We start from the raw sequence: 26,001 nt of genomic DNA on the forward strand, positions 1-26,001 counted from the left end.
TTAAAAATGAACAATGTAAATCTCATAGGAAACATGAACAAGACAAATAGAAGGAGTATGATCGAATGGCTGAAAACAAAACAGAAACCAAAATCGTAATGCTGACCATAAAGGAGGCGGCAGCTCTTGTGGAAGGGCTGACCGAATATAGAGTACGTCAGATGTGCATTAACAATCAAGTACCGCACATAATGGCGGGAAAAAAGTATCTCATCAACAGAGACCTTTTCCTCAGATACCTCCGTGGAGAAACGGCGTGAGCGATTCATCAGTAAAGTAAATTCTTGACACGAACGGCGCATTTCCGATAGACATTTCCGCAGACCTGTGGTATAATGTCGGTGGAGGAAATGCGCCATAGTTTTGAAACGGAGGTTTTTAAATATATGGCGACAATCAGAAAGCGTTCCGAGGGAACATACCAGATAAGAGTGTCATGCGGCTATGGTGTAGACGGCAAGCAGCGAAATCAGTTCAAGAGCTACAAGCCTGAGCCAGGTATGACACCGAAGCAAATCGAAAAGGAACTCACTCGACAGGCTGTCCTGTTCGAGGAAGAATGCAAGAGGGGACAGATAACCTCGGCTGTCAAGTTCGAGAAATTCGCAGAGCAGTGGTTTGAGGAATATGCCAAAGTTAACCTTAGACCGACCTCATACGCACGAATGAAACAGCTCACAAAACGTGTCTATCCTGCCATAGGTCACAAGCGGCTCGACAAGATAACGGCTCGGGATATTCAGAAGTTCGTAACCGATATGCTTGTCAACGGCAAGAATATGAACACGGGTAAGCCGCTGTCGAGGAAAACGGCAGTGCATCACCTGAGCTTCATCAGCGACGTGTTCAGCTATGCGATACGCATGGGAATGCTGACGGACAACCCTTGCAGGCGAGTGTACATTCCGAAACAGGAACAGGACGAAAAGGAGATCTACACCTTAGACGAGGTGAAGAAGCTGTATGAGAGCCTGAGAAATGAGCCGCTGAAGTATCAGGTCTACCTGTTGCTTGCAATATACAGCGGATACCGCCGCAGTGAAATGCTCGGCTTGGAGTGGAAGGACATCGACTTTGAACACAACATTATCCATGTCCGCCGCACATCACAGTATACCGCTGAAAAGGGCATTTATACCGATACCACGAAAACGAGGAAGTCGAAGCGAGTCTCCAAAATGCCTGTTTCTATAATGAATTTGCTCAAACAGTTCAAGGCGGAACAGGGTGCAGAAGCTGAGCAGCTCGGTACGAAGTGGGAGGATCACGACAGACTGTTCACGAAGTGGAACGGCGAGCCTATGAATCCGCAGACGCCGTTTGAGTGGCTGAAAGGCTACTGCGAGCGCATCGGAGTGCCCTTCAAAAATATACACTCACTCCGTCATTTACACGCGAGCTTGCTCATATTCGAGGGCGTGGACGTAGTGGCAGTCTCAGCGGATATGGGACACAGCGTCGTAGGAACAACTCTGAACTTGTACTCTCATATGTTTCAGGAGGCGAAGGCTCGCAACTGCGATGCGATAAGCAATGCCCTGAGCTTCACCAACGAAATCGGTACAGAGAAAGAAAGTCCTGACGAGGACGAAACCGAAGTCGAGACTGAGCAGCAGGCACTGGCATTGTGAGCATAAAAAGTACCGCAGAGCGAAAGCTCTGCGGATACTCAGATTAATAGTTAAAAGATAATAAGTGCCAAATAAGTGCCAAATGCTATTTTTAAGAAAAAAGAAAACCCACAAACGGCTATTTTAAGCCATCTGTGGGATTGTGAAATGGTGACCCGTACGGGAATTGAACCCATGATTCCGCCGTGAAAGGGCGATGTCTTAACCTCTTGACCAACGGGCCGATAAAAGCGTTATCGAAGAGATAACGCTTTTTTGGTAGCGGCAGTAGGATTCGAACCAACGACCAATCGGGTATGAACCGAGTACTCTAGCCAACTGAGCTATGCCGCCATGCAGGTCGCAGGAAAAACCTGCGACTAATTTATTATACTATAATGTGTGCGAAAAGTCAAGAAAAAAATTATCGAGGAGTCATTTTCGTCAAATCAGCCAAATGCAGGTTTGGACAAGCACGGCAAATGTGACAAATGCACGATGTCAGAGCGATGCAGAGATGCCGCGGCAGAACTCTGCAATTTCGTCTGTGTGCGGAAGCACATCGTCTTTTCGTTCGACGGAGCACAGTCCAAGATGACCGCAGCACTCGATTTCGAGGTGACCGTAGAAGTGCTCGACGGAGCCGATGACCCTCTCGCACTCCTTCATGCTTGGACCTGTGCGCTGCGCGATGACGAAGCCCTTCTTTCCGCGGCTTATCGAGGCGTGCGGCTCGTGGGTATTACACCACGGAGTACATCTGTCGATGAAAGCTTTGAACTGTCCGGGGATATCCGCCCAGTATGAGGGAGACACAGCAACTATAACGTCCGCTCGCTCGAATTCGGCTATAATGCGTGGGATATCGTCGGTCATTACGCATTTCGCGGTGTTATGGCAGCTCCGACAGCCCTTGCAGAAGGCGAAGCTGTAGTCGTCGATACAGACGGACTTAACGTCGAAGTCTCCCGCGAGCTGTTTTGCGGCAATGCGTGCTATTTCGGCGGTTGCGCCGTCTCTGACGGGCGAGCAGTTCATCACAAGTGCTTTCATTGTATACCTCACTTTCCAAAAACGAATGTCCACACGACGATTAGAGCGTCATATATGCCGTGAGCGATGATCAGTGACAGGAGCGAGCAGTTCTTGATTTTCAGGCGGAACAGGCAGAAAAGCGCTCCGATGAATGCGGTAACGAATAGCTGAGCGATGTTTCCTCTGAGGATGTGGAAGGCTCCGAACAGCAGCGAGGACAGGATGACCGCGCCGATATCGCTGCCAAAGATGCGCTTTGCATATTCGTAGATGGTGCCGCGGAAAACGAGTTCCTCGACGAGACCGACGGCGATGATACAGAATACAAATTCGTAGATAAACTGCCACAAATGGGTGTATTGCTTGTCGCTGCTGACGTAACCTCCGAAGCCTGCAAGGTGCGGTATTACGGTAAGCACGAGTGACATTGCCGCTCCGAGCGCGACCCCCGTGCCTATTTGCGCGGGGAGCTTTTCCTTAGTGCAGCCGTAGTCTGAGAGCTTGTGACCGCAGAACAGCAGTGCCGCAGCCGATACTGCCGCAATCAGCCAGTAGGTCACTATCGCCAGGACCATACGTGCTGTCAGCGGGAACGACATCAACAGATAATTATCGAATAAATAAACACCGAAAAGTATAGCGATACTTGCCAAAAAGCTTATTATAAGTGCGGCGATATTTTTAGTTTTGGACATTTTTCCTCCTTTATGTCATTCGCGAGAGTCGTTTCAGAGCCTCCGCCGCTCCCTGATTACCACCGTCTGCGGCGTGCTTGTACCATGATTTTGCGGTAGAAATGTTCATCTCCACGCCGTAGCCCTTTTCGTAGCAGACCCCAAGGTTATACTGCGCGGAGGCAAATCCCTTGTTCGCCGCACTGCGGTAGTAAACAGCTGCTTTGTCCACGTCCTTTTCTGTGCCCGTGCCGTAGAAGCAGCAGTTGCCCATAGCGTTGAGCGCGGCAGCGTGTCCCTTTGCGGCGGCGAGGGAGTAGCAGTCGTAAGCCTGCGAGAAATCGCGCTTTGTGCCGATACCGTTCTCGCAGCAGAAGCCCATGTTGTACTGTGCCGCAGCGACTCCCAGCGAAGCCGCTGCCGAGTAAAAGCTGAATGCTGTGAAGTAGTTCTGCTCGACGCCCTTGCCGTAGTAGTAGCACGTTCCGAGGAGGTACTTCGCCTGCGCGTGACCTCTTGCGGAAGCCATGGACAGGTACTTCACCGCCATGTCGTTGTTGACCTCCGTGCCGTGTCCGTAGAGGAAGCAGCAGGCGAGGTTGTACTGCGCCTTTGAGTATCCGCGCGAGGCAGCCCGCCCGAAATACTCGAAGGCGGTGCGGAGGTCACGTTCGACGCCCTTGCCGCTGTACAGGCAGCTCGCGTACTCATTTTCCGCGGGCGCGTAGCCCTTTTCCGCCGCGGCGAGGAAGCACTGCAAAGCGAGCGACTCATCGCCCGATTCGCGTGCAGCGAGCCCGTTCCTGTACTGCTGTTCGGGAGATGCCTCCGCGGTGAATTTCATGTCCCTCACCGCGTCGCAGACCATGCACGTCTCCGTGCTGTCGTCGTTCGACGTAGAGCACATCGGACATATCCAGCTCATCTTATACCTTCTTTGCGAGTTTCTGTATCACAGCCATTTCCGCGCGTATGAATCTGCACGCACCGTCGGCTGTGTAGAAGTTGTAGCCTTTCACTCCGCCGAGCTCTGCTCTCTCGGAGCGCACGAAGCCCTTTGCCCTGATGCCGTCCGCGTCGAAGGCAATACCGTGCTCGTCCCACGCCTCTGCGAATGCAGCAGCGGGCGCGGGAGCCGCCTCAACGGGTGCGGGAGCCTCAGCAGGAGCCACCGCCTCGGGAGCCTTGACCTCCGTCATTGTCGGAGCAGGCGTGCTTGCGGGAGCCTCCGCCGCAGGGGCAGGGGAGCCGTCCGATTTGTTCGCGTACTTCATCGCGAGGAGAGTTTCGGGCTTGAAGAACATGGAGTTAGAGTCGCTGCGGTAGAACTGATAGCCCTTGATGCCCGCCATTATCTTCTGCTCGCAGGAGATGAAGCCGCGGCTCTTTATCTTGTCGATGTCGAACACGAGACCGTGCTCGTCCCACGGTGTACAGAAGCCCTTGGGAGCGGTTATCTTGAGCAGCCCCATAGCGTAGAGCTCGTCCTTGGAGGCGGGCTTTCTGGTGCCGTCGAAGTATATGAGCTCGTACGCCTTTTCGCCGTCGGCGGTGACTTTTTTCAGTCCCGCGATATCGGCAGCCTCGAGTTTGTCCCTGTCGAGGACGATGCTGTGCTCGGGCCACGGTTCCTCGATGACGGGCTCAGCCTCACGCAGGCGCTTGAGCACATCTGATGCAGAGGGGCGCAGTTCGGGGTCTTTTTGCAGCATATCGCGTATCAGCGAGGTATACTTCGGGCTCTTTATCAGCGGGCTGAGTTTCAGCTCGCAGCCGCTGTTGAGAGCTATCCAGCAGTAGATGACCTTGCCCTTTTCCTGACGCTTTTTGAGCTTGTCCGTGAGGTTTATCGGCTCGGGGAGAGCTCCCGCGAGATAGAAGTGGAATATGAGCCCGAGCGAGAAAATGTCCGATTTTTCGGTTATTTTCTTGCCTATCTCCTCGCGGTCGTCCTCGCTGTCGGCGTACTCGCCGAGCTCGGGGGAGTAGTAGTCTATCGTGCCGACTATCTCGTCGGGCTTCTCGTCTACGAAGTAGCTGCTGTCGAAGTCGATGAGCTTGGCGACGTAATTTCCCGTAGTATTGCGCACGAGCAGCACGTTTTTGAGTTTGAGGTCGCTGTGGATAATGCCCTTGCTGTGGACGCTGAACAGAGCTCCCGCGGCGGTCTGCATGAGAAGCTTCTTTACGTCGACGGAGAGGCTCGCGAGGACGCCTTCTGTCTCGTCGTCGTCGATAGCGCCGTTGACGAACTCAGCCGCCTCGACGTACTGGTTGCCCTCGATGAACTCATCGCAGGGGATGACGATATTTCCGCCCGAGCCCGCTATCGTGCGTATCGCCTGATTGACGCGCTTGCGGGTGTCGACGAAGTCGTTGAACAGCTTCTCGTTGTGCTTGAAGGTCTTGGCATCGAGAGTGCCGTTGTTTATGGGCGCAACGGGCGTCTGATACTTTTTCAGGAAGTATTTCTTGCCTGTTCTTGTAGCAGTGGCAGTCTGACCGCACTGGCTGTTTTTCCAGTCGGTCACGAGTTCATATCCGTGGAATCTCATGCCTGTTCACCTCCGATATATTTAGTGTAAGCGGCATTATAGCTGTCGAAGAGAGCCTTCTGCTTCTCGGCTGAGCTGCCGAGGCTTGCGAGCTTCTTGCTGAGCGCATCCGCAGCGGACTTTATCTCTGCTGTCAATTCATCGGGATATCCGCCCTTGCCGTCCTTTATATCTGCTATCATGGCGCGGGCGTGCTCCGACCAGTATTTATCGGCTGCCGTTCTGAGGTTTGCGGCGTACTTCTCCCCGCGCATGGATTCGTAGGTCTCCTTTGCCGCGCTGAGGCTCTTTACCGCATCGACCATTCCGTCGAGGTCGTCGAGCTCGTCCTCGTCCGCAGCGATGTCGGCGGCGCGTCTCTGCACCTCGCTCCTTGCGGAAAGGCGGAGCTCTTCGGCATTTTTGATACCCGTGTCGTTATTGGTGAGCTCCTCGGCTTCGTCCCTGACCGCATCTTCGCAGAAGGAGCGAACTGTTTCATTTGTTTTCAGCGAAGATACAAGCAGAGACATCTCGTCGGGAGCGTCATTGAGACTGCGCTCATACTCGCCGATGAAGTCCTCGTCGAGGAGCTGCGGCATCTGCGAGATATAGAGCTTATCTATCTCTGCGAGACGGCGTTCGGCAGCGCGTCTGAACTCGTCAAAATCCGAGAATCCCGAGAGCTTCATCGCAATGGTGGAGCTGTCGTCATGTCTGCCGTGTTCGAGGAAGAAGCCGTAAAGACGCTTGCTCATCTCCTCGGGCGATGACGAATCCCGCGCCGCTTCGAGAATGGTCTTCTCGAAAGCGAGAGGGGAGAGGAAAGCACTCGAATCGAAGCAGCCGTCGCTTGCGGCGAATATAACGCACTGCCGCGGGAATCTCATATATTTGCTGTTTATGGTAAATGTCTCGCCGTCGTTGGCTTTGATGTAGTTGGTCATACCGCCGTCGGGGCGCTCTTCGTCGCGGACGAGCTGACAGAGCCCGCCCTTTTCCGTCCACACATAGGGGCGCGAATCGCCCGCGGTGAGGAGGATGACTTCGGTCTCGCTGCCGAGCTCGCGGTAGAGCATGGCGGTGAGAGTTGTGCCGAGCAGCGAGAGCCCCGCGTAGGACGACTCGTAGAAGATGTTGGCGTTTTTGGCTGTTTCACGGAGTTTATCCGCTATCTTTTCGGTGAAGTGCGTGCCTACCTTGGCAACAGCCTCGGCGCGCTTCTCCTCCGAGGGGAGCTTCCCGAGAGCCGCAAACAGGTTCTTTGCGGCGAGCTTTTCGTTGCAGAGGAACTCCCTGAGCACGATAGCTGTTACGATACGCGACGCAAAATAGCCGCTTTTCTTGATGTTGTTGACGTTGTCGGTGTAGCAGTCTTTGACTGCGCGCAGCTCGAAGAACGAGCGCCTGACGTAGTCCTGCAAAACGGGGTCGGAATAGTCGTCATACACGCCCTCGAACAGAGTATCGAGGAGCTTATCCTCGTCGAAGAGCCCGGGCTTTATCGAGGTGTGGCGTATGGCGGCAGCTCCGCCGAGACCGTCCGCGACCATAACGAGCTGACCGTCCGTATACGGCAGCGCGTCCTCGCCCTTATAAACGACCGTCCCGTCGGGACGGGTCTTTGATGCTTGTCTGTAAACAGTGAGTTCCATATTGTTCACCTCGGGAATGCTTGGTTTGTGAAGGGAGGGGCGGAAAATGTCCGCACAGATATCGGTGACAGCTCAATCCTCGCCGTCAAGGTCGCTTTTGAGGACAGCGTACACGTAGAAGTCGCTGAACACATTTTTGTCCTCCTTGCGGGGGTAGAGTTCTCTGTGAAGGGCTTCACGGCGCATACCGAGCCTCTCGGCGAGGCAGAACGACCTTACGTTGCGCGTGTCGATGTTGGCGATGATGCGACGTGCTCCGAGCTCCGAGAAGGCATAGCCGAAGAATGCGCGGATACTCTCGGTAGCGTAGCCCTGACGCTGATAAGCTTTTGCGAAGGTGTAGCCGATCTCATACGTGCCTGCGCCCTTGCGTGAGAAATAGATCTTGCCGATGACCTTATCTCCGAGCACGACAGCGTAGAACTCCTCGCTCTCGGAGAGCTTCACAGCCTCGTCGGCGCAGTCCTCGCGTCTGAATGTCGGGTAGGGCTCGAAGTAGGTGACCTCGGGGTCGGACAGGATATCCGCGAGGTCGTCGCTGTCTGCGGGGGTGAATCGTCTTACGGAAAGACGCTCGGTGGTGAAAATAGTATCGCTCATAGTTCATACCTCCTAAAGAAATAAGCGGAGCAGAAATGCTCTGCACCGCTCATATATGGTTTTATTGGTCAGAACGAGCCTACAACGAGGTCGATGGCTGACTGTATGTCTACATCGGGCAGACCTGTTCCCGCGGGCGAGAATGCAGGCCAGTACCTGTTCCACGCCTGGAGCTCTGTCCACGGCTCTGCATTGGGCACGAACGCAACAAGGCGACCTGCCTTAGCCTGATAGTTGCTGCCGAGAGTCTGGTCTGTAGCCTCCCACCACGCGCCGAGCTGCGCGATATCGGCGGGCATACCCGAGGGATAGCCCGAAGAGCCTGCGCGTGCTCCGAGCGGAAGAGCGGGGGCGTCCGAGAATACGAGGATGACATGGCGGCGCTTGGAACCGTCGGTCGTCCAGTCGGACTTGAGCGCGAGAGCGATGGCCTCGAGAGCGTTCTCGGGGATGTCTCCGCCGCCCTTAGCCTCGATATTGTCAACGAATCTGCGGAAGTCGTCGTTCTGCTCGGGGAGCTTGAAGAAGTCGGATTCCACCATAGGGTCCTGGTCGCAGCCGTAGTCTCTGAAAGCGATGACCTTTATTCTGAGGGTCTCGACCTCTTTATCGTTCTCCTCCATGGATTCGATGAACTTCTCATAGAAAGAGATAGCGTTTTTCTTTACCTCGTCGATGATAGGAGCCATACTGCCCGTAGCGTCGATACACATAACGATGTCTACGCAGTATTCGCCCATTCCCTGTCCTGCCATTTTTCATCCTCCTTGATACTGATAGAAGTTAGATACATTTTAGAGCGGCTGACCGCTACGGGAATATTATATAACAAATTCCCGAAAAAGTCAATACCTACATGGCATCTCAAAAACCTGTTTTTCTTTGAGCGAACAGGGTTCAGGGCTGCTCTGTATCGCGAGGAGAGATTGTACGTATAAGCCGTCAGAGCTCGGTGTCCGCCGACGCGTACAAGTACAGAGGCACACCGCAGGAGGCGGCACGGATAAAGACAGAATTGACCGCGGACGACATTAATATAATAAATGTAGCGAAAATATGAATTTAATAATACAACTTCAAATTTGTACAGACACGCCGCGCCTCGGATGTAACAACTTTTACGAAATTTGTACGCTTTTTTTGGGATTGTCCATTCATTTTTTCCACCTAATCTTCAAATTGTGGGTTGTGAACAATCAGTGAACAAGGTATAATGAGATAAAATGAATAAGTAGGGGTAACCCAAATCTAAGGAAATGAGGAGATGATCTTTATGAACAGGAAAAAACTGTATGCAGCTCTGACTGCTGCGGCTACTTTTGCAACAACATTTGCTTCGATGCCGCAGTTCATGACTGCAACACAAGCTGCCGAGGTCACCTACGATAGCTTCGACATAAGCTATGACGGCTGGCACGGCACCGACCCCGCAAATGATATCCTCCCCGCAGAGGGTGCAGGTATCGGCGGCACAAGAGCAATGGCTGTGACGAACCGTAAGGACGCGTCAGAGGGTGCTCAGTCCATGAAGGGTCTGTATCTGCTCGGCGGAGTAAAGTACAACTATTCCGTCAACGTTTACAGCGAGACCGATGAGACTTTCCACCTCTCACTTCTCTATTACGATGGAAAGACAGAGAAGCCCACAACTGTCGAGCTCGCTACCAAGAAAGTGAAGGCAGGCGAGTGGACAGAGCTTTCGGGTTCGTACAAGGCTCCTGCGGGCGCTTATGACGACACTCTCACTATCACGACCAACAGCACCAACGACTTCATGTTCGATGATTTCAAGATCACAACAAAGAAGTCTACTGCCGAGGCACTTGCAGCTCCCGAAGGAAAGGGACTCAAGGACGAATTCGGTGCTTATTTCCGCGTAGGTAATATCTTTAACAGCGGCACGATCAGAAACGACGCTATCAAGGGTATCATCCTCAAGGACCACAACGCGATAGAGTGTGAGAACGAGACAAAGCCTGATGCTACGCTCGTTCAGAACGGCTCTACCGATACAAATATCAAGGTATCCCTCAACAGCTGTGCTGCTATATGTGACTTCGCACAGAAGAACGGCATCGGCTTCAGAGGTCATACTCTCGTATGGCACAGCCAGTCGCCCGAGTGGTTCTTCAAGAGCAACGGCAACTGGTGCAGCAAGTCCCAGATGGACCAGCGTATGGAAAGCTACATCAAGAATATGTTCAACGCTTTCGCTACACAGTATCCTAACCTTGACCTCTTCGCATACGACGTATGTAACGAGGTAATCAACGACGGTACTGCAAATCAGGGCGGTGTTCGTCAGGCAGGTACAGGCGGCGGACAGTCCAAGTGGGTATCCGTTTACGGAGATAACTCCTTCGTTGAGAAGGCGTTCACCTATGCAAGAAAGTACGCTCCCAAGAACTGCAAGCTCTACTACAACGACTACAACGAGTTCGCAGGCGATAAGAAGAACTGCATCAAGAACACTATCCTCAAGCCTCTCGCTCAGAAGGGCGTGCTCGACGGTATGGGAATGCAGTCGCATATCAGCGCTGCTGCAAGCAATGCATGGGGCGATACAAACTCCTACCTCGCTGCAATGGATGACTACCTCAGCCTCGGTATCGACGTTCAGGTAACCGAGCTCGATATCTCCACAGAGGGCGGCAAGTTCACCCTCGACCAGCAGGCTACAAAGTATAAGGCTATCTTCCAGCACGCTGTTGACTGGAACAAGAATCACCCCAATGGTCCTAACGTAACTCTCGTTCAGGTATGGGGTCCGACAGATAACAACTCATGGGTAGGCACAGATAAGGCTACCGGCAGAAGCAATGCTCCTCTTCTCTATACAGGCGACTATAAGGCCAAGCAGTGCTACACAGCTATCCAGTCCATCATTCCCGACAGCCAGTGGACAACAGGTATCCCGTACACAGGCCCCGGCGGCGGAAGCTATACTCCTCCCGAGCCTCCCAAGGCTGACGAGAGAGGCTACTGGTTCGAGCACACATTCGAGGACGGCACAAACAGCTGGTCAGGCAGAGGCGGCGCTTCTGTAGAAAAGGCAAGCGGCGGCTACGACAGCTCGAATGCTCTCTACGTAACAGGCAGAACAGCTTCCTGGAACGGTGCTTCACTTGCACTCGATTCTCAGGCATTCAAGGCAGGCGAGGCTTACAGCTTCTCCGTAAACGCTATGTCCAAGACAGGCGATACAACAGGCTTCAAGTTCTCACTCCAGTACACTGATGCTTCAGGCGAGACAAAGTACGACGAGATCGCAAGCGGCGTTGCTCCCGCAGGTGAGTGGATCCAGCTTGCAAACACATCGTATACACTTCCTTCGGGCGGTTCATCGTTCCAGATTTATGTTGAGACAAATGACGACAGCACTAACGACTTCTACGTTGACTATGCAGTCGGCGCTGTAAAGGGCACAAAGATACCCGGCGCAGGTCAGCCCGCAGTCATCGTTAAGACAAAGCTCCTCGGCGATACAGACTTCGACGGCAAGATCTCCGCATTCGACCTTATCGGCGAGCGCAAGGCAGTCCTCGGCACTCTCACAGATTCTGCGGCAAAGAAGAACGCAGACGTTGACCAGAGCGGCGAAGTTGAGATGAACGACCTCGTTCTCCTTCAGGAATTCGTTCTCGGCAAGATCAAGGAGTTCCCGAACAACAAGCCTGCTGTTCCCACGCTCGATCCCTCACAGTATGAGGCAAAGTTCAGCGGCGTAACTCTCGCAGAGAGCTGGAAGAAGGAAGGCCAGAACAACCCGCTTTACACTCAGCGCTTCGGTGCAGACCCCGGCTGGCTCGTATATGACGGCAGACTCTACGTTTACACAACGGCTGATCAGTTCGAGTACAAGAATGGTCAGCTCGTTGAAAATGCATATTCTTCAGGTTATATCAACTGCTTATCATCAGCAGACCTCGTAAACTGGACTGACCACGGTCAGATCCCCGTTGCAAAGACAAGAGTAAGCGGTACTCCTATCGCAAAATGGGCTAACAACGCATGGGCTCCCGACGCTGCTTGGAAGAAGATAAACGGACAGGATAAGTTCTTCCTCTACTTCGCAAACAACGGTTCAGGTATCGGCGTTATCTCAGCTGATGACCCGACATTCACAAAGAATGTAAAGGATCCTCTCGGTCACGAGCTCATTTCAAGAAACACACCTAACAGCAACGTAGTATGGCTCTTCGATCCCGGCGTTTACTACGATCCCGATACAGATACAGCTATCATGGCATACGGCGGCGGTGTTCCGTCAGGACAGGCTGCTCAGACAAAGCAGGGACGTATCGTTCAGCTTGGCGATGACATGATCTCTATCAAGGGTACACCTTTCGATCCCGGCACACCTTACCTCTTTGAGGACTCGAGTATGCTCAAGATCGGTGACACATGGTATTATTCATTCTGCCACAACTGGAGCGTTCCCGGCGGCGCAAGCGTGAACGGCAATTCGTTCGGCAGCGCTGATATCGGTTACATGACTTCAAAGAACCCGCTCGGCGGCTACCAGTATCAGGGCGTTGTATTCAAGAACACAGGTACACAGAGACTTGACAACGGCGGCAACAACCACCACTCTGTAATTGAATTCAAGGGCAGCTACTATGTTCTTTATCACTCACGCAGACTTGAGATGAATATGGGCGTTAACGGCGGCAAGGGTCTTAACTACAGATCTCCTTGTATCGACAAGGCAACTCTCAACAACGGCAAGATCACGTGCAACGGTTCACAGAACGGCGTAGCACAGCTCGAGAACCTCAATGCTTATGAGAAGGTTCAGGCAGAGACAATGTCCAACCAGACCAAGAACATCTCCATCACAGGCATCGGCGACACAAAGGTCAAGGCCAAGAAGGGCGATTGGATCAAGGTCAGCGGCGTTGATCTCAGCAAGGGCGTTTCCTCTATCACAGTAAAGGGAAGCGGCAATGCAGTAGTTAAGTTCTGCGTAGGCTCTACTACAGGCACTTGCATCGGCTACGGCGAGCTCAACGGCAGCGAGAACACTCTCGCCGCAACAGAGAACGACGTATCAGGCGTTAAGGATATCTACATGATATTCAGCGGTGACTGCGAGTTCGATTACTGGCAGTTCGCATAAGAAAAAGACAAGGGGCGCAGCTCCGAAAACCTCAATTATGACCCGCTGCCGTTGACTGCACTACAGCGGCAGCGGGTTTATAATAATTCCGAACTTTATTATGTAAGGGTAGGGACAAATCAGAATTCAGCCGTGTTTTTTGGGTACACGGCTGTTTTCCTTTGTCAGGACAAAGCACGTAACGAGGGCAAAAAGTCGTGTAAATACAAATTTTGGAAATGCTTTCAAAATATCCACCTAATCTACATTTTATGAGTTGTAATTATTACCCATAAGTGATATTATATTAACAGAACAGGATGCGGCTTGCAGGCCGTGGGAAGTCCCGTGGGTTCGGCAGCGGGCAGTAAACAACGAAATCTTCTTAATCATCCCTCATTATGCGGCTTCACACTGTGGCGCCGCATTTTGCTGTCCGCTGAAAAAATGCCTCAGCGGAGGGGAGCAGCGTGTACGTACAAGACTCTTTAGTTTAAAGAAAAAAATATCTCAGAAACGTTTGACAAAAGGGAACGAGTGTGCTATACTATAAAAAGACAAAAACAGTTTAATGCATAAAAGCTTAAAAGCGTAAAAGTATAAAGTGCGAAAGGGTTTGAATAAAATGAAAGAAGTATCAAAGCTTATGGATTACAGACCTGATATCAAGGTCATTGACGCTACGCTCCGCGACGGCGGACTCGTGAACGAGTTCCGATTCAGCGACGATTTCGTAAAGGCACTGTATAACGCCAACCTCCGCGCAGGAGTTGACTATATGGAGTTCGGCTACAAGGGCGACAGGGAGATGTTTGACGAGAGCAAGTTCGGCCCCTGCAAGTTCTGTGATGACGAGTACATCCGCTCGATAGTCGGCGAGAACAACACCGACCTCAAGATCGCGGTAATGGCTGACGTCGGACGCTGCAACTACAAGAACGATATCCACGACCGCAGTGAGAGCCCTATCGACCTTATTCGGGTAGCAACTTACCTCCACCAGATACCCACGGCTGTGGATATGATAGAGGACGCAAAGAGCAAGGGCTACGAGGTAAGCTGCAATATCATGGCTATCTCGAACGCACAGGAGACCGATGTAAAGGTAGCGCTCGATATCCTCGGAAAATCGCCTGTTGACACCTTCTACATCGTCGACAGTTTCGGAGCGCTCTACCCCGAGCAGATAGCGCGCGTTGCCACACTCTACGGCGAGGTTGCCGAGAAGTACGGCAAGAAGCTCGGTATGCACGCCCACAACAACCAGCAGCTCGCATTCGCGAACACGATCGAAGCAGTCGGCGACGGCGTAGACTGGCTCGACGCGACATACGCAGGCATGGGCAGAGGCGCAGGAAACTGTGCAATGGAGCTCCTTCTGGGCTTCCTGAAGAATCCCAAGTACAACGTATACCCTGTTATCCAGTTCATTGAGAAGTATATGCCTGCTATCCGAGAGGCAGGAGCAGTATGGGGCTATGATTTCCAGTACCTTATGACAGGACTTCTGAATCAGCATCCGAGAACGGCGATAGAGTTCACGAAGCAGGGCAGAACAGATTACTCCGAATTCTACAAGGAGATACTCGCTCAGGAATAATTGCGAAAAATATGAAAAGGCGTACCGATCGGGATATACCCTGTCGGTACGCCTTTGTTTTATGCTCTGTCAACGAGCCATTGTCTCATCTGAATGAGGTCGAAGGTATCGAGCCTGCCGTCCTCATTGAAGTCACCTGCTTTCCAGTCAGGAAGCTCCTTTTCAGCTCCGAGGATGAATTTTTGGAGCAGAACGAGGTCGGCAACATTCATTGCGCCGTCACGGTTGATATCCCCGTCAAGCCTTACGGGCTCGGGGATAACGGGTTCGAGCACGAATTTCTGGTTGTCTCCGCCGACATATTCCCACTGCTGTATCGGCTTTTCCGATGAAGTATCCGAAACCGAAAGAGCAGAGCTGTAGTCGGTCGAGGGAGTCAGTATCGAATAGGTACCGTCTTTGTTGCAGACGAGCTTCATTTTGCCTTTTCCTGCCGAGCTCATTCTCATATAGGAGACTCCCGCACCGTTTTCGGAGCTGTCGTTCTCAACGCCGACGTAGATCGGATTGATCGGCACCGCCCCGCCCATGTCCATACCGATATAGAAGCTGTCATTGCCTCCGCTGATGAGCCATTCAAACGGAACATAGTCCATTTTCAGCTCATATTCCTTGCCAATGCTCACGTACATTCCTGTCGCGGGATTCCTCAGCGCATAGTGGATACCGGAAGTGACCTCGGGATAAACGGGAGTTATCTTCCAGAGCTGGCACTCATATTCGTGATAGGCATATTGGTTGACGTTTCCGCCGTTGTCCTTCGACCACTCGAACACATCAAGTGCTCCCTTTCCGTCCGAGCATTTAGAGACTATGCCATAATAAGAGCCGCTTTTTACTATCTTAAAGAGCTGATTGTCAGCGCCCGTATAGGTCTGGAGTTCGACATTCGTGCCGTCCGCGGCGGTATCGGAGGCGACTGCAATGCACTTGCTCTCGTCGCCCATTGAAACTATCCTGCACCATTCATCGTCGACCGAGACTATCCTCCACTGCTGAGCCCACAGCTTGTTCACATCCCACTGCTGGATATTGGTCCCTGCATCGAGTGCGCCATTGGGGAGGTCTATCGCGAGACCGCTGTTCACGTTGGTGATGTAGTAGGGAACGCCGCTCAGAAGCTCCGTCCCGCTGAGTGTGGACTTGGCGCTCGGCTCGCCGAGGGTGTCCTCCGCGATTACGAGCTGCGACTTGTGGTCGGTATAGTCGGGGATGCCCGCACGGGGGCTGCCCGTGAATTCCTTGGTCTGTGCGCCCCATATCGTCTGATTGTTCGGGCCGACAGCCGTGAACGTCATGACCTTCTTTCCCGCCTCGTTTGTGGAGGCGAAGAAATGTCCGTTATAGCTCACGCCGCCGATGCTGATAACTGCGTCGGAGGTGCCGCTGTCCTGCTGCCAGCTGCCTGTTACAGCACCCGATATCGAGCCGTCGGAGTTGAGCGATATCTTCTGATAGTTGATTATCTTGCCGTCGGTCGAATTGCCGTGGTTGATGTATTCGTACTCGCCGACGATGTCAGCCTCGCTGTAGCCGCCGTCGGACTTCTCGTCGCCGCTGTACTCAAACGGCGCGACCACGGGCCAGCCGTCCGCATTGAAGAACATCTGATGAACGCGCACTTCATGGAACTCCCCGCCGTCATCAAAGCGGGCATGGTATATGAGGTACCACTTGCCGTCGTCGTCGCGGAGGACGGAGTTGTGACCGCACGCCATATACGCCTTGTTGAGCGAGCTGAACTTGTAGTTGCCCATGACCTTTAGTCCCACGCTGTCGAGGTTGGGATTCGTCGGCAGAACGGCATTTCTGCCTGCGGGGTCAGTGAACGGACCGAGAGGGCTCTTCGAGCGGAAAACTCGCATATTATAGCCGCCTGTAGAGGTCAGACCGCCGTAGGTCACCCACAGGTAGTAGTAGCCCGTATCGGCGTTGTACTCGATGAACGGGCCCTCGCCCGACTTTCCGTAGCCGCCCGATATCTTTGTGCCGAAGTAGCTGTCGACCATGCGTCCGTCGGAGGTAGTGCCGCTCTTCGGATGTATGAGATAGCCTGTTTTGGGGTCTACCTCAAGCGTGAATATACCTCCCGACCACGAGCCGTAGCACATATACATCTTCCCGTCGGTGTCGGTGTAGATAGTCGGGTCAATGGCGTTCGGGAAGAGCTGGTTGTTGAAATTATCCTTGTTGAACCAGCTGTTGTTGAAGGTCACCTGTCCCTGCGCGATGAGCTCATCAATGTTGGTGGAGGTGTACTTGCGGTTCACGCGCTTGGTATCGCTGGTTGCGTAGCTGTCGTTGTTCGTGAAGCCCGAGTATATCAGCGTATCCGCGAAGGTATACGGACCCTCGATGTTTTTCGATGTAGCAAATGCGATGACTGAGCGCATATACGTTGACGAGGTGCAGAAGTACATCAGGTAAGCGCCCCTGCTTCCGTCGGAGTTGACATATTCGGCGTCCCAGAAGACATCTGGCGCCCATACCGCAAAGCCGCCCTTACAGTCTTCAAGGTCCTCGCCTGCCCAGTCGAAGGCTTTTTTGAGGTTCTGCGAGAGGTTGCCGAACTCGACGTTGTTCGTCCTCGCATAGCCGTTCGCAAACGAGCGCCAGTTCTGAAGGTCAGACGATTTTGCGGCTTCTATATGCGAGCCGAAAACGTAGTATGTATTTCCGTTCTTGATAATGGACGGGTCATGAACCGATACCCTTGTTCCTGCCGCGTCTGCTCTGTGCAGCGCAGCTCCGACGGGAGCCGACGCACCGTACACGAGCGCTCCCGCAAGCACAAGAGAAAGAAGTTTTTTCAGTCTCATAGTTTCTCCTTTCTGCCCGATGTGTCTCCGCACGCTTTCGGGCAGCTTTTTTCTGATTATACCATTTTTTCACACACATTTCAATGACATTTCATGTCAAAAAGGTGCATTATTTTGCGCTTTCTGCCCTTATACATCAAATAATCACGTAAAATTTCATATTTGTATTGAAATTTACATTTTCATATGGTATAATGTTATCATATTCGGCAATGTTCGGCATTGCTTTATACTTAGGAGGTTTATATCATGGCTGTTTGCAACAATTGCAGGACTGAATTCACAGGCAAATTCTGCCCCACCTGCGGAACTGCGGCACAGGTCGGACCCGCTCCCGTACGTGTAGCTCCCCAGATGGCACCGCCCGTATATACGAACGTTTCGGTAGCTCCTCCCGTGTCTTCCACAAGCGTGCTGGGCTGGATAGGCTGGATGTTCCTCATCGGCTGTCTTCCCGTTCTCGGGCTCGTTATAATGGCGCTCGCAGCGAACGACGAATCAGCTAAGAACTTCGCAAAGGCTAACCTGCTGCTGATGCTTATCGTGCTCATCATTTCGCTTATTGCAGTGGGAGCTATGCTCCTGCTTGGCATCGGACTTGGTGCTGCTTCATCAAATTGACGCATACATAACGGCAAAGGACCGATAAGACTTGTTCTTATCGGTCCTTTTTGTGTTGGTATGCGGAAATATCACACGCAGCTCAGTTCCGCTCTCTCGGTCTGAACACCGCGCCGAACAGCCCGCTCAGCACGGGGACTGCCGCGCTAAGTCCGAGGGCGGTAAGCAGCTCATTGCGCGTGAGCATGACCGTGTCGAATACGGCACGGAGCTGCGGAACGAGCACCGCAGCCGCAAGTGCAGCCATGGATACGGCGACCGCGAGCAGCAGCTTTACATTGCTCAGCAGGTCGACCCCGAAAACGGACTTCCGCTCCGACTTGCACTCGAAAACGTGTATGAGCTGCGACATTATCAGGGTAACGAGGGCAGCAGTCCGTCCCGCTTTGAGGCTGCCGCCCATTCGCATCACGAGCGAAAAAGACGCAAGAGTGGACAGTCCGATGAATATGCCGCGGAAAACTATCTTCCACATCAGTCCGCCCGAGAAGAAGCCCTCGGTCGAGCGCCGCGGCGGACGGCTCATGATGTCTTTTTCGGGCGGTTCGAGCCCGAGCGCTATCGCGGGAAGTCCGTCCGTGACGAGGTTGACGAGCAGTATCTGCGCGGGCAGCAGTACGATAGGCATACCCATAACGATACCGCCGAACATCGTCAGCACCTCGCCGATGTTGCACGAGAGCAGATACCGCACGAATTTGCGGATATTCGCGTAAACGCACCGTCCCTGCTCGACCGCGTTCACAAGCGTGGCGAGGTTGTCGTCGAGGAGTATCACGTCCGCCGCCTGCTTGGTGACGTCCGTTCCCGTGACACCCATAGCTACGCCGACATCAGCTTCCTTGACCGCAGGCGCGTCGTTGACTCCGTCGCCTGTCATGGTGACGATCTCGCCCCGCCGTTTGAAGCTCCGCACGATACGAAGCTTGTGTATCGGCTCGACCCTCGCGAACACCGTGTATTTGCCGATATTTCGGTCGAGCTCCTCGTCGGACATGAGGTTGAGCTCTGCCCCCGTGACAGCCATGCCGCCCTTGAGCAGCCCCGCCTTCTTAGCGACCGCGACCGCCGTATTCTTGTGGTCACCCGTTATCATCACCGTCCGTACCGAAGCCGCCGCACACTTGCGTATCGCGTTCTTTGCTTCCTCGCGCGGAGGGTCGAGCATACCTGTCAAGCCGAGGAATACGAGTCCGCCGCGGTCGGGGTCGAAGCTCTCGCAGTCACAGCAGGCGAGCGCGAGCACTCTCAGCGCCCTGTCGGACATCTCTGTCACGCGGCGTGATATCTCGCTGCGCACCGCGAATGACAGCGGCAGGAGCTCTCCGCTGTCGGACATATACTGCGTACAGCGCGGGAGTATGACCTCCTCCGCGCCCTTGAAATAGGCGCGTCTGCCCGACCTGCCGCCGACGTGTACCGCCATAAAGCGTGTCTCGCTGTCGAAGGGATATTCCCTGAGCCGCGGATTATCGGCTTCGAGGGCAGTTTTCGTCAGTCCCGCCTTTGCTGCCGCGACAAGTATCGCCGCCTCGGTAGGGTCGCCCGTGACTTCCCAGTCTCCGCGTCCGCTGAGGGCTCCGCGGCGGCGCGAGGACGCCTTTCCGCCCGAAATAGCGGCGTCGGAGCAGAGCACTCCGCAGCGCAGAGCCTCGCTGAGCGCCTTCTCCGCGAGGGGATTCACGGCGATATTCTCTTCGCCGCGTGTTACCTCGCCGCTCCTTCGGTAGCCCATCCCGCTGAAATAATATGTGCTTCCGACGGTAGCGAGCTCGGTGACAGTCATTTTATTCTCGGTGATAGTGCCCGTCTTGTCGGAGCATATCACCGACGTACAGCCGAGCGTTTCCACGCTGTGCAGCTTGTTGACGAGCGCCTTCTGCTTCAGCATACGGCTGACCGCAAGAGCGAGCGCGATAGTCACCGTCGCGGGCAGCCCCTCGGGAATCGCGGCTATGGCAATGGTTATGCCCGTCATGAGCATATCGAAGACGTCCTCGCCTCGCAGGACACCCGCCGCGAATACCGCTGCGCAGACGACGAGGCATATTACCGCCACGACTTTGCCGAGCTCCGCGAGCCGCTTCTGGAGCGGTGTCATTTCCTTGTCTATATCGGCGAGGAGGTCGGAGATACGTCCCATTTGCGTGCGCCGACCCGTTGCGATGACCCGTGCCCGACACGTCCCGCGGACGGCAGAGGTGCCGCAGTAGACGATGTTGGGCTTGTTCAGTGAATTGTCGGTGTCGGTCGCAAGCCCTGCCCGCTTGGCGACAGCTTCCGACTCGCCCGTGAGTATAGCCTCGTCGCAGAAGAATCCCGCACAGCTCAGTATAACGCAGTCCGCGGGTACTCTGTCGCCTGCTTCGAGCTCTATCACGTCCTCCGTCACGAGCCGAGCCGCCTCTATCTCGCGGAGCTCGCCGTCACGGTAGCACTTCGCGGTCGGAGCGGTCATACTGCGCAGGGTCTCGAGAGTATGCTCTGTGCGGAACTCCTGAATAAAGCCGAGAACAGCATTCAGCAGGACGATGAGGATTATCGTGACCGCATCCGATACCTCGCCGAGCAGTACGGAAATGACCGTAGCGCCGAGCAGTATCATCACCATAACGTCCTTGAACTGCCCGATGAAAATGCGAACTGCCCCTGTCTTTTTCTTATCCCCGAGGACGTTGCCGCCCTCTGTTTTCAGGCGCTGAGCCGCCTCTTTTTCGGTTAGTCCCATATCATTCACTCCTTTGGGTGGTTGTCTGTAAATGATATGCGGACGAAGTGTCGGATATGACGCAAAGGGCGCTCTCATGCGAGAACGCCCTTGGTGCCGTATTATTGCTGTGTTACGATCTTCCTAAGTGCGATGAGATCGAATGTATCAATGATGCCGTCGGCAGCGAGGTCTGCGAGCCGACATTCCTCGGCGGTGAGCGGAGCCTTTCCGAGGATATGGGCGCTCAGCTTGACGAGGTCGGCGACGCCTGCCTCTCCGTCGGCGTTGATATCACCGATGACAGCTTCGGGCTGAGGGGGGATTTTCGGCGTCGCGAGTGCGAAGAAGTTCACGCACTGATAGGTCTGCCCGTTGCTTCCGAGAGTCACCTTCTCGCCCTTTTTGACATCCTTATCGTAGACCATGAAGCTGAGGTCGGTCGTGGCAGTCAGCAGGGTACGCATATGCGTATAGTCCGCGAGCCAGTCGGGAGCCTTTTCAACGCGGCTGTCGAGCGCGATATGCAGGGTCATATCGTCACCTGCAATGAAGGTGACGGTGTCGCCCGTGGTGCCTTTGGCAGAGCAGGCGGTCATCAGTATTTCCGCGCCTATGAGGTTGGACTGTATCTGGTCTATCGTGAAGTCTCGGTCGCCGAAGATGAGCGAGCCCGTATCGGCGTTTCTGCCTATCGCCCACGAGTCGGGAAGCGCCTGTTCTGCGACCTCCACGTCCTTGAAGAGCTCACCGCTGAGCGGGATCTTTTCCTTGCTGAACACGAAGCTGTCCATGTTCAGAAGGTAGCCATCGCCGCCCGTGAATCTCACGTACAGGTTATGGACACCGCTTATCTGCGGGATATTCACCTCGAAGGGCTGATAGTCCGAGAAGCCCGACGTGCCCGTGAAGCTTATTTTCGCGGCAGGCTCGCCGTTGAGGGAATCGAGATAGAGCTCGATACCCGCGGCATTTCCCGAGATATTACCCTTGAAGCTCCATGCTCCGTCGCCGAAATCGACCTTGCGGTACATTGCCCAGTCGCCGTTTTCGATGAAGCCGATGTTCTGTCCGCCGCCTGCGGTGTCCTCGGTCTGTATGCCTTCGGAATCCGAGTATGACTCAGCTTCTATCGTTTCAAACGCCGAAACAGCGGGAACAGACGGCTGAGCGGGAGTATCGCTCTCGGGCGAGAGCTTGACAACGCCCTCGGGGAAGGAGTTGACGGTGAGGTCGTTGATGTAATACTCGATGTTCATGTAGCCCTGACCGCAGTAGTCGCCCGCATAGTCGGTGGGGTCGGTGGGGTCGAGGCCGCGAGCCGACTCCCATTCATCGGCCATGCCGTCGCCGTCGGTATCGGTTATCTCCTTTGCGGTGACAGCGGGCGGGTAGGAGTAGGTCACGCCGCACTTGATATTGTACTTGTTCAGGTCGCCGACAGAGCCGTTATACGCGGCAGTACCCGAGCACTGTCCCGTGCCGTTCTTTGTCTCGTCAGCGCACTGGCGGTCGATAGCGGGGCGCTTGTCCGACGAGACTCCGCAGCCCGCGAAGCTGATAACGTGGTTGTAAGAAGCCTCTGCACTCTCACAACCGACGGTGGAGGACAGATTCTCTCCGTCGCTGTTTATCGGAAAAGCGGCGGACGTTTTAAGGCTGTCCTTGGTTATGCCGATACCGTCCTTGACGGTAATGCCGTCCCAGTTGTTGTAGGTTATGCCGTGGAGCGAGCCGTCCTTGTTGATGAGGCGGTTGCCCGAGCAGTAGACCTTGAAATTCTGCGGACTGGTAGTGCTGTCCACATGAATGTAGTTATAGCCGCCCGTGGTGGAGCTGCCTGCTTTTAGCGTGTTGTTCACATAGTTGGTGTGACCTATCGTGCCGTAGGCGGTCTGGTAGCCCCAGTCATAGATGACGTTGTTGGTGAAGTCTGCCACACCCGTCCCTGGCACTTTACCGCGGAAGTTGCGTGAAACGTTGTGGATGATGAGGTTGTGGTCGAACGAGAGGTCGCTGTTGCCCATCATAATGCCGAAGCCGTGGATACCCTTGTCGTGACCGCCCCACGAGTTTGCTGGACCTATAATGGTGTACTGCACGGTATAATTCTTATTGTTCGAGTAGAGTCCCCACTGCTCGTCGGAAGCCCAGCCGATGGAGCAGTGGTCGACGATGCAGTTAGCGCCCTTTGAGCCGCCCCACGCGTCGTTGCCCGAGCTCGTGGCGTTGTACGGACCGGGGCGGGAGCTGATATAGCGGCAGATGACGTTGTCTCCGCCGAAAGCCATTTTGTAGTTTTTGAGCGTGATACCGCCGCCTCCGGGGGCAGTCTGTCCCGCGATAGTGATGTTGCCTGCTGCCGAGACCGCGCTTTTGAGCTCGATAGTGCCGCCGACGTCGAATACGACAATGCGGTTGGACTTGCTTACGGCGTCGCGGAACGAGCCCTCGCCGCTGTCGTTGAGGTTTGTGACGTGGTAAACCTGACCGCCGCGTCCGCCCGTGGAGTATTTACCGCCTCCGACGGCTCCTGGGAAGGCAAGCATCTTACCCGCCGCATCGGCTTTGGAGCCGAAATTTCCCGCAGGAGCAGCCGCGGAGACTCCGCCGAGCACAGTGACGATACCCGTGAGTGCAGCAGTGATGCGTCTGAAAGTCTTGTTCATTGATATCCCTCCTGTATTGATAACATAATACATTTCCCTATTATAAATTATACATTATTATGCCGCAAAAAACAATGACAAATCGTATCTTGTTTATGCAGCTTTCAGCTTTTTTTGGGGGGATATGTGAAAGATAGTGTAGTCAGGCGTGAGAGTCAGGCTGCTTTTCTGTACAGTTCACGGCAATTTCGGAAGCCGTTCGCAGAACGGTCATAATTGTCGGAATTATGTAATATTTTCCTGTGCGAGGTTACAATCCCTCTGATATTTTGTATCGGAACTGACAATTTTCTGTTATTGTAATCGTCGGATTTTTCGGCTATAATGAAATCATAGAAAAAAGCCCTCCTCTGTTCGGCGAACACGAGGGTAAGAAGGAGTGAAATTTATGAGTAAAAGATTTTCACGTATGGCAGCCCTGTCACTTACGCTGCCGCTCATCGCCGCGACATTCGCAAGCTGTGGAGACGACGGGACATACAGCGGCGTAAACAGCAACAGCAACTACACTTACAACTACAAGACAGAGGCAGAGGAGAACTACTCCCCCAACACCGTGAACCCGAACGAGGAGTACAAACACGTAGAGGAGACAGGTTTCAAAGACCCGAAGTCCGAGCCTCTGTCCACATTCTCCGCGGACGTAGATACCGCCTCGTATACAAATGCGCGCCGTATGCTCAACGAGCATCAGATAGTCGACGCCGACTCCGTGCGCATCGAGGAGTACATCAACTACTTTGACTACAAGTATGCAGACCCCGAGGAGGGCAAGGTATTCGGCGAGTATGTAGAGCTCGCGGACTGCCCGTGGAATCCCGAGACAAAGCTCATGATGATAGGCTTGCAGGGCAAGCGCATGGCTCAGGAGGAGCTCCCGCCCTCAAACCTTGTTTTTCTCATAGATTCGTCGGGCTCAATGGGCTCGTACAATAAGCTCCCTCTCGTTCAGACAGCGTTCTCCATGCTGACCGACACCCTTACCGAGAACGACCGCATCTCTATCGTGACCTACGCAGGTTCGAGCGAGACAGTGCTTGCGGGCGCGAGCGGTACGGACAAGGACGAGATAACCGAGGCGCTTGGCTCCATCATGGCAAGCGGAGGCACAAACGGCGAGGGCGGCATCGAGACCGCATACGAGCTCGCCGAGGAATACTTCATCGAGGGCGGCAACAACCGCGTCATCCTCGCCACCGACGGCGACCTCAACATCGGCAAGTGCTCCGAGAAGGAGCTCACGAAGCTCATCGAGCAGAAGCGCGAGAGCGGCGTATATCTGTCGGTGCTCGGCTTCGGTACGGGCAACATCAAGGACAACAAAATGGAAGCTCTTGCCGACAACGGCAACGGCAACTACAGCTATATCGACTCAGTCGCAGAGGCACGCCGCGTGCTCGTCGAGGAGATGGGCGGCACACTTTTCACGATAGCCAAGGACGTGAAGATACAGGTCGAGTTCAATCCCGCAACAGTAACGAGCTACCGCCTTGTCGGCTACGACAACAGGATAATGAACGCCGAGGACTTCTACGATGATACCAAGGACGCGGGCGAAGTCGGAGCAGGTCATGCTGTTACCGCGCTGTACGAGGTGCAGCTCGCCAACGAGCCTGCCAAGGGTACATACCACGGCATAGAGCTCGAATTCGCGGACAATCACGAGGGCACAACAGCCGCCTCCGCTAACGGCAGGGACGAGCTCATCAAGCTCTCCGTCGCATACAAGGACATCGGCACGGACGAAGAAGTCTACTCCGCCGACCTCTACGGCATGGAGAAGTACAATGCAGTCCCGACACAGGGTATCAAGCTCGCGGGAGCCGCTGCGGAGTTCGCGATGCTGCTCAAAGGTTCGGAGTACGCGGGAAATTCGTCGTTTGACTACGTCAGAGAGACCGCGCTCGCTATCGGCGGTACCAACGAGAAGATAAACGAGCTCGGCGACCTTGCACAGAAAGCTTCTTCATTGTATTAATATATTTCTGACAGCGGAGCGCCCCAACAGGGGCGCTTTTGCTTTCCGCCTCACGCCCGCACCGCGGATATTGACAAGCTCCCGACGAACTGCCGCGCGAACCCGAAAGTTTCGCTCAAGCCTTTTCAAAGGCTTGCAGAGTCCAGAGACAGCGTCTCTGGTCGCCGCTCACAGCTTTTAGAGAGCGGCGAAACAAAACGAAGGCGCTCCGCAAGGGGTGAATCAGAAAACAGCCCAGTGGGCTGTTTTCTGAGAGGGGACGCCCTGCAAGTGAGGGCGTCCCCTTGTTCCGTTGCACGTTTGTATGCCCGCGGAATTATTCCGCGCGTTATAACAATGCCGTTTGTTTACGGACGCCCGAAGGGCGCCCCTACAGATATTGACAAGCTCCCGACGATACT

Annotated in this window: 16 protein-coding genes and 2 tRNA genes; 6 read left to right on the forward strand and 12 right to left on the reverse strand. The window is 54.1% G+C overall.

Annotated elements, in window-relative coordinates; genetic code table 11:
* Positions 1-65: 65 nt before the first annotated feature.
* The gene (locus BMX22_RS11460; protein WP_074742576.1) at positions 66-260 is read left to right on the forward strand and encodes an excisionase family DNA-binding protein; all 195 of its coding nucleotides are present in this window, start codon (positions 66-68) and stop codon (positions 258-260) included.
* 126 nt (positions 261-386) lie between these two features.
* Positions 387-1,631: a site-specific integrase gene (xerC, locus tag BMX22_RS11465; protein ID WP_074742577.1), complete on the forward strand. Its 1,245-nt coding sequence runs from the start codon at positions 387-389 to the stop codon at positions 1,629-1,631.
* Positions 1,632-1,779: 148 nt separating this feature from the next.
* Here xerC and BMX22_RS11470 read toward each other — a convergent pair.
* The 9 genes from BMX22_RS11470 to BMX22_RS11510 form a co-directional block, all read right to left on the reverse strand.
* Positions 1,780-1,854, reverse strand: a tRNA-Glu gene (locus tag BMX22_RS11470).
* A gap of 33 nt (positions 1,855-1,887) precedes the next feature.
* A tRNA-Met gene (locus tag BMX22_RS11475) sits at positions 1,888-1,964 on the reverse strand.
* A 147-nt stretch (positions 1,965-2,111) separates the two neighbouring features.
* A complete protein-coding gene (locus tag BMX22_RS11480) occupies positions 2,112-2,663 on the reverse strand; it encodes a flavodoxin family protein (RefSeq protein WP_074742578.1) in 552 nt (183 codons plus the stop codon).
* An 8-nt stretch (positions 2,664-2,671) separates the two neighbouring features.
* On the reverse strand, positions 2,672-3,340 hold the full coding sequence (locus BMX22_RS11485) for a CPBP family intramembrane glutamic endopeptidase (RefSeq protein WP_081349187.1): 669 nt from the start codon (positions 3,338-3,340) through the stop codon (positions 2,672-2,674).
* Between the two features lie 10 nt (positions 3,341-3,350).
* Entirely contained in the window at positions 3,351-4,244 is an 894-nt protein-coding gene (locus BMX22_RS11490) for an SEL1-like repeat protein (protein WP_074742579.1), read from the reverse strand.
* A 1-nt stretch (position 4,245) separates the two neighbouring features.
* Positions 4,246-5,874, reverse strand: a complete 1,629-nt coding sequence (locus tag BMX22_RS11495; protein WP_074742580.1) for a protein kinase domain-containing protein — start codon at positions 5,872-5,874, stop codon at positions 4,246-4,248.
* Positions 5,871-7,508, reverse strand: a complete 1,638-nt coding sequence (locus BMX22_RS11500) for a hypothetical protein (RefSeq protein WP_074742581.1) — start codon at positions 7,506-7,508, stop codon at positions 5,871-5,873. The genes BMX22_RS11495 and BMX22_RS11500 overlap by 4 nt, the downstream gene beginning before the upstream one ends.
* Positions 7,509-7,580: 72 nt before the next feature.
* On the reverse strand, positions 7,581-8,108 hold the full coding sequence (locus BMX22_RS11505; RefSeq protein ID WP_074742582.1) for a GNAT family N-acetyltransferase: 528 nt from the start codon (positions 8,106-8,108) through the stop codon (positions 7,581-7,583).
* 68 nt (positions 8,109-8,176) lie between these two features.
* On the reverse strand, positions 8,177-8,863 hold the full coding sequence (locus BMX22_RS11510) for a vWA domain-containing protein (protein WP_074742583.1): 687 nt from the start codon (positions 8,861-8,863) through the stop codon (positions 8,177-8,179).
* 518 nt (positions 8,864-9,381) lie between these two features.
* On the opposite strand from BMX22_RS11510, the gene BMX22_RS11515 reads away from it, so the two are divergent.
* Positions 9,382-13,227 carry an endo-1,4-beta-xylanase gene (locus BMX22_RS11515; protein WP_074742584.1) on the forward strand — a complete coding sequence of 1,282 codons (3,846 nt, stop codon included), beginning with the start codon at positions 9,382-9,384 and terminating at the stop codon, positions 13,225-13,227.
* Positions 13,228-13,831: 604 nt separating this feature from the next.
* Positions 13,832-14,806, forward strand: a complete 975-nt coding sequence (locus tag BMX22_RS11520) for an aldolase catalytic domain-containing protein (RefSeq protein WP_074742585.1) — start codon at positions 13,832-13,834, stop codon at positions 14,804-14,806.
* 59 nt (positions 14,807-14,865) lie between these two features.
* Here the strand turns inward: BMX22_RS11520 and BMX22_RS11525 are convergent, their stop codons facing one another.
* The gene (locus tag BMX22_RS11525; protein WP_177173024.1) at positions 14,866-17,625 is read right to left on the reverse strand and encodes an RICIN domain-containing protein; all 2,760 of its coding nucleotides are present in this window, start codon (positions 17,623-17,625) and stop codon (positions 14,866-14,868) included.
* Positions 17,626-17,874: 249 nt separating this feature from the next.
* Here BMX22_RS11525 and BMX22_RS11530 point away from each other — a divergent pair, with 249 nt between their 5' ends.
* Positions 17,875-18,246: a hypothetical protein gene (locus BMX22_RS11530; RefSeq protein WP_074742587.1), complete on the forward strand. Its 372-nt coding sequence runs from the start codon at positions 17,875-17,877 to the stop codon at positions 18,244-18,246.
* Positions 18,247-18,328: 82 nt separating this feature from the next.
* Here BMX22_RS11530 and BMX22_RS11535 read toward each other — a convergent pair whose 3' ends face one another.
* Both BMX22_RS11535 and BMX22_RS11540 read right to left on the reverse strand, forming a co-directional pair.
* Positions 18,329-20,974, reverse strand: a complete 2,646-nt coding sequence (locus BMX22_RS11535; protein WP_074742588.1) for a cation-translocating P-type ATPase — start codon at positions 20,972-20,974, stop codon at positions 18,329-18,331.
* A gap of 101 nt (positions 20,975-21,075) precedes the next feature.
* Positions 21,076-23,622 carry a carbohydrate-binding protein gene (locus BMX22_RS11540; RefSeq protein ID WP_074742589.1) on the reverse strand — a complete coding sequence of 849 codons (2,547 nt, stop codon included), beginning with the start codon at positions 23,620-23,622 and terminating at the stop codon, positions 21,076-21,078.
* 388 nt (positions 23,623-24,010) lie between these two features.
* Here BMX22_RS11540 and BMX22_RS11545 point away from each other — a divergent pair, with 388 nt between their 5' ends.
* Positions 24,011-25,600, forward strand: a complete 1,590-nt coding sequence (locus BMX22_RS11545; RefSeq protein ID WP_074742590.1) for a vWA domain-containing protein — start codon at positions 24,011-24,013, stop codon at positions 25,598-25,600.
* Positions 25,601-26,001 lie beyond the last annotated feature (401 nt).

Source organism: Ruminococcus sp. YRD2003 (genome assembly GCA_900109435.1).
GTDB lineage: Bacteria > Bacillota > Clostridia > Oscillospirales > Ruminococcaceae > Ruminococcus > Ruminococcus flavefaciens_G.

What these genes read in the sequence shown, in the direction of transcription:
- BMX22_RS11530 (WP_074742587.1), top strand. Translation starts at nt 17,875, where the DNA reads ATGGCTGTTTGCAACAATTGCAGGACTGAATTCACAGGCAAATTCTGC.
- BMX22_RS11490 (WP_074742579.1), bottom strand. Translation starts at nt 4,244, where the DNA reads ATGAGCTGGATATGTCCGATGTGCTCTACGTCGAACGACGACAGCACG.
- BMX22_RS11480 (WP_074742578.1), bottom strand. Translation starts at nt 2,663, where the DNA reads ATGAAAGCACTTGTGATGAACTGCTCGCCCGTCAGAGACGGCGCAACC.
- BMX22_RS11510 (WP_074742583.1), bottom strand. Translation starts at nt 8,863, where the DNA reads ATGGCAGGACAGGGAATGGGCGAATACTGCGTAGACATCGTTATGTGT.
- BMX22_RS11460 (WP_074742576.1), top strand. Translation starts at nt 66, where the DNA reads ATGGCTGAAAACAAAACAGAAACCAAAATCGTAATGCTGACCATAAAG.
- BMX22_RS11495 (WP_074742580.1), bottom strand. Translation starts at nt 5,874, where the DNA reads ATGAGATTCCACGGATATGAACTCGTGACCGACTGGAAAAACAGCCAG.
- BMX22_RS11485 (WP_081349187.1), bottom strand. Translation starts at nt 3,340, where the DNA reads ATGTCCAAAACTAAAAATATCGCCGCACTTATAATAAGCTTTTTGGCA.
- BMX22_RS11500 (WP_074742581.1), bottom strand. Translation starts at nt 7,508, where the DNA reads ATGGAACTCACTGTTTACAGACAAGCATCAAAGACCCGTCCCGACGGG.
- BMX22_RS11540 (WP_074742589.1), bottom strand. Translation starts at nt 23,622, where the DNA reads ATGAACAAGACTTTCAGACGCATCACTGCTGCACTCACGGGTATCGTC.
- xerC (WP_074742577.1), top strand. Translation starts at nt 387, where the DNA reads ATGGCGACAATCAGAAAGCGTTCCGAGGGAACATACCAGATAAGAGTG.
- BMX22_RS11505 (WP_074742582.1), bottom strand. Translation starts at nt 8,108, where the DNA reads ATGAGCGATACTATTTTCACCACCGAGCGTCTTTCCGTAAGACGATTC.
- BMX22_RS11520 (WP_074742585.1), top strand. Translation starts at nt 13,832, where the DNA reads ATGAAAGAAGTATCAAAGCTTATGGATTACAGACCTGATATCAAGGTC.
- BMX22_RS11515 (WP_074742584.1), top strand. Translation starts at nt 9,382, where the DNA reads ATGAACAGGAAAAAACTGTATGCAGCTCTGACTGCTGCGGCTACTTTT.
- BMX22_RS11535 (WP_074742588.1), bottom strand. Translation starts at nt 20,974, where the DNA reads ATGGGACTAACCGAAAAAGAGGCGGCTCAGCGCCTGAAAACAGAGGGC.
- BMX22_RS11545 (WP_074742590.1), top strand. Translation starts at nt 24,011, where the DNA reads ATGAGTAAAAGATTTTCACGTATGGCAGCCCTGTCACTTACGCTGCCG.
- BMX22_RS11525 (WP_177173024.1), bottom strand. Translation starts at nt 17,625, where the DNA reads ATGAGACTGAAAAAACTTCTTTCTCTTGTGCTTGCGGGAGCGCTCGTG.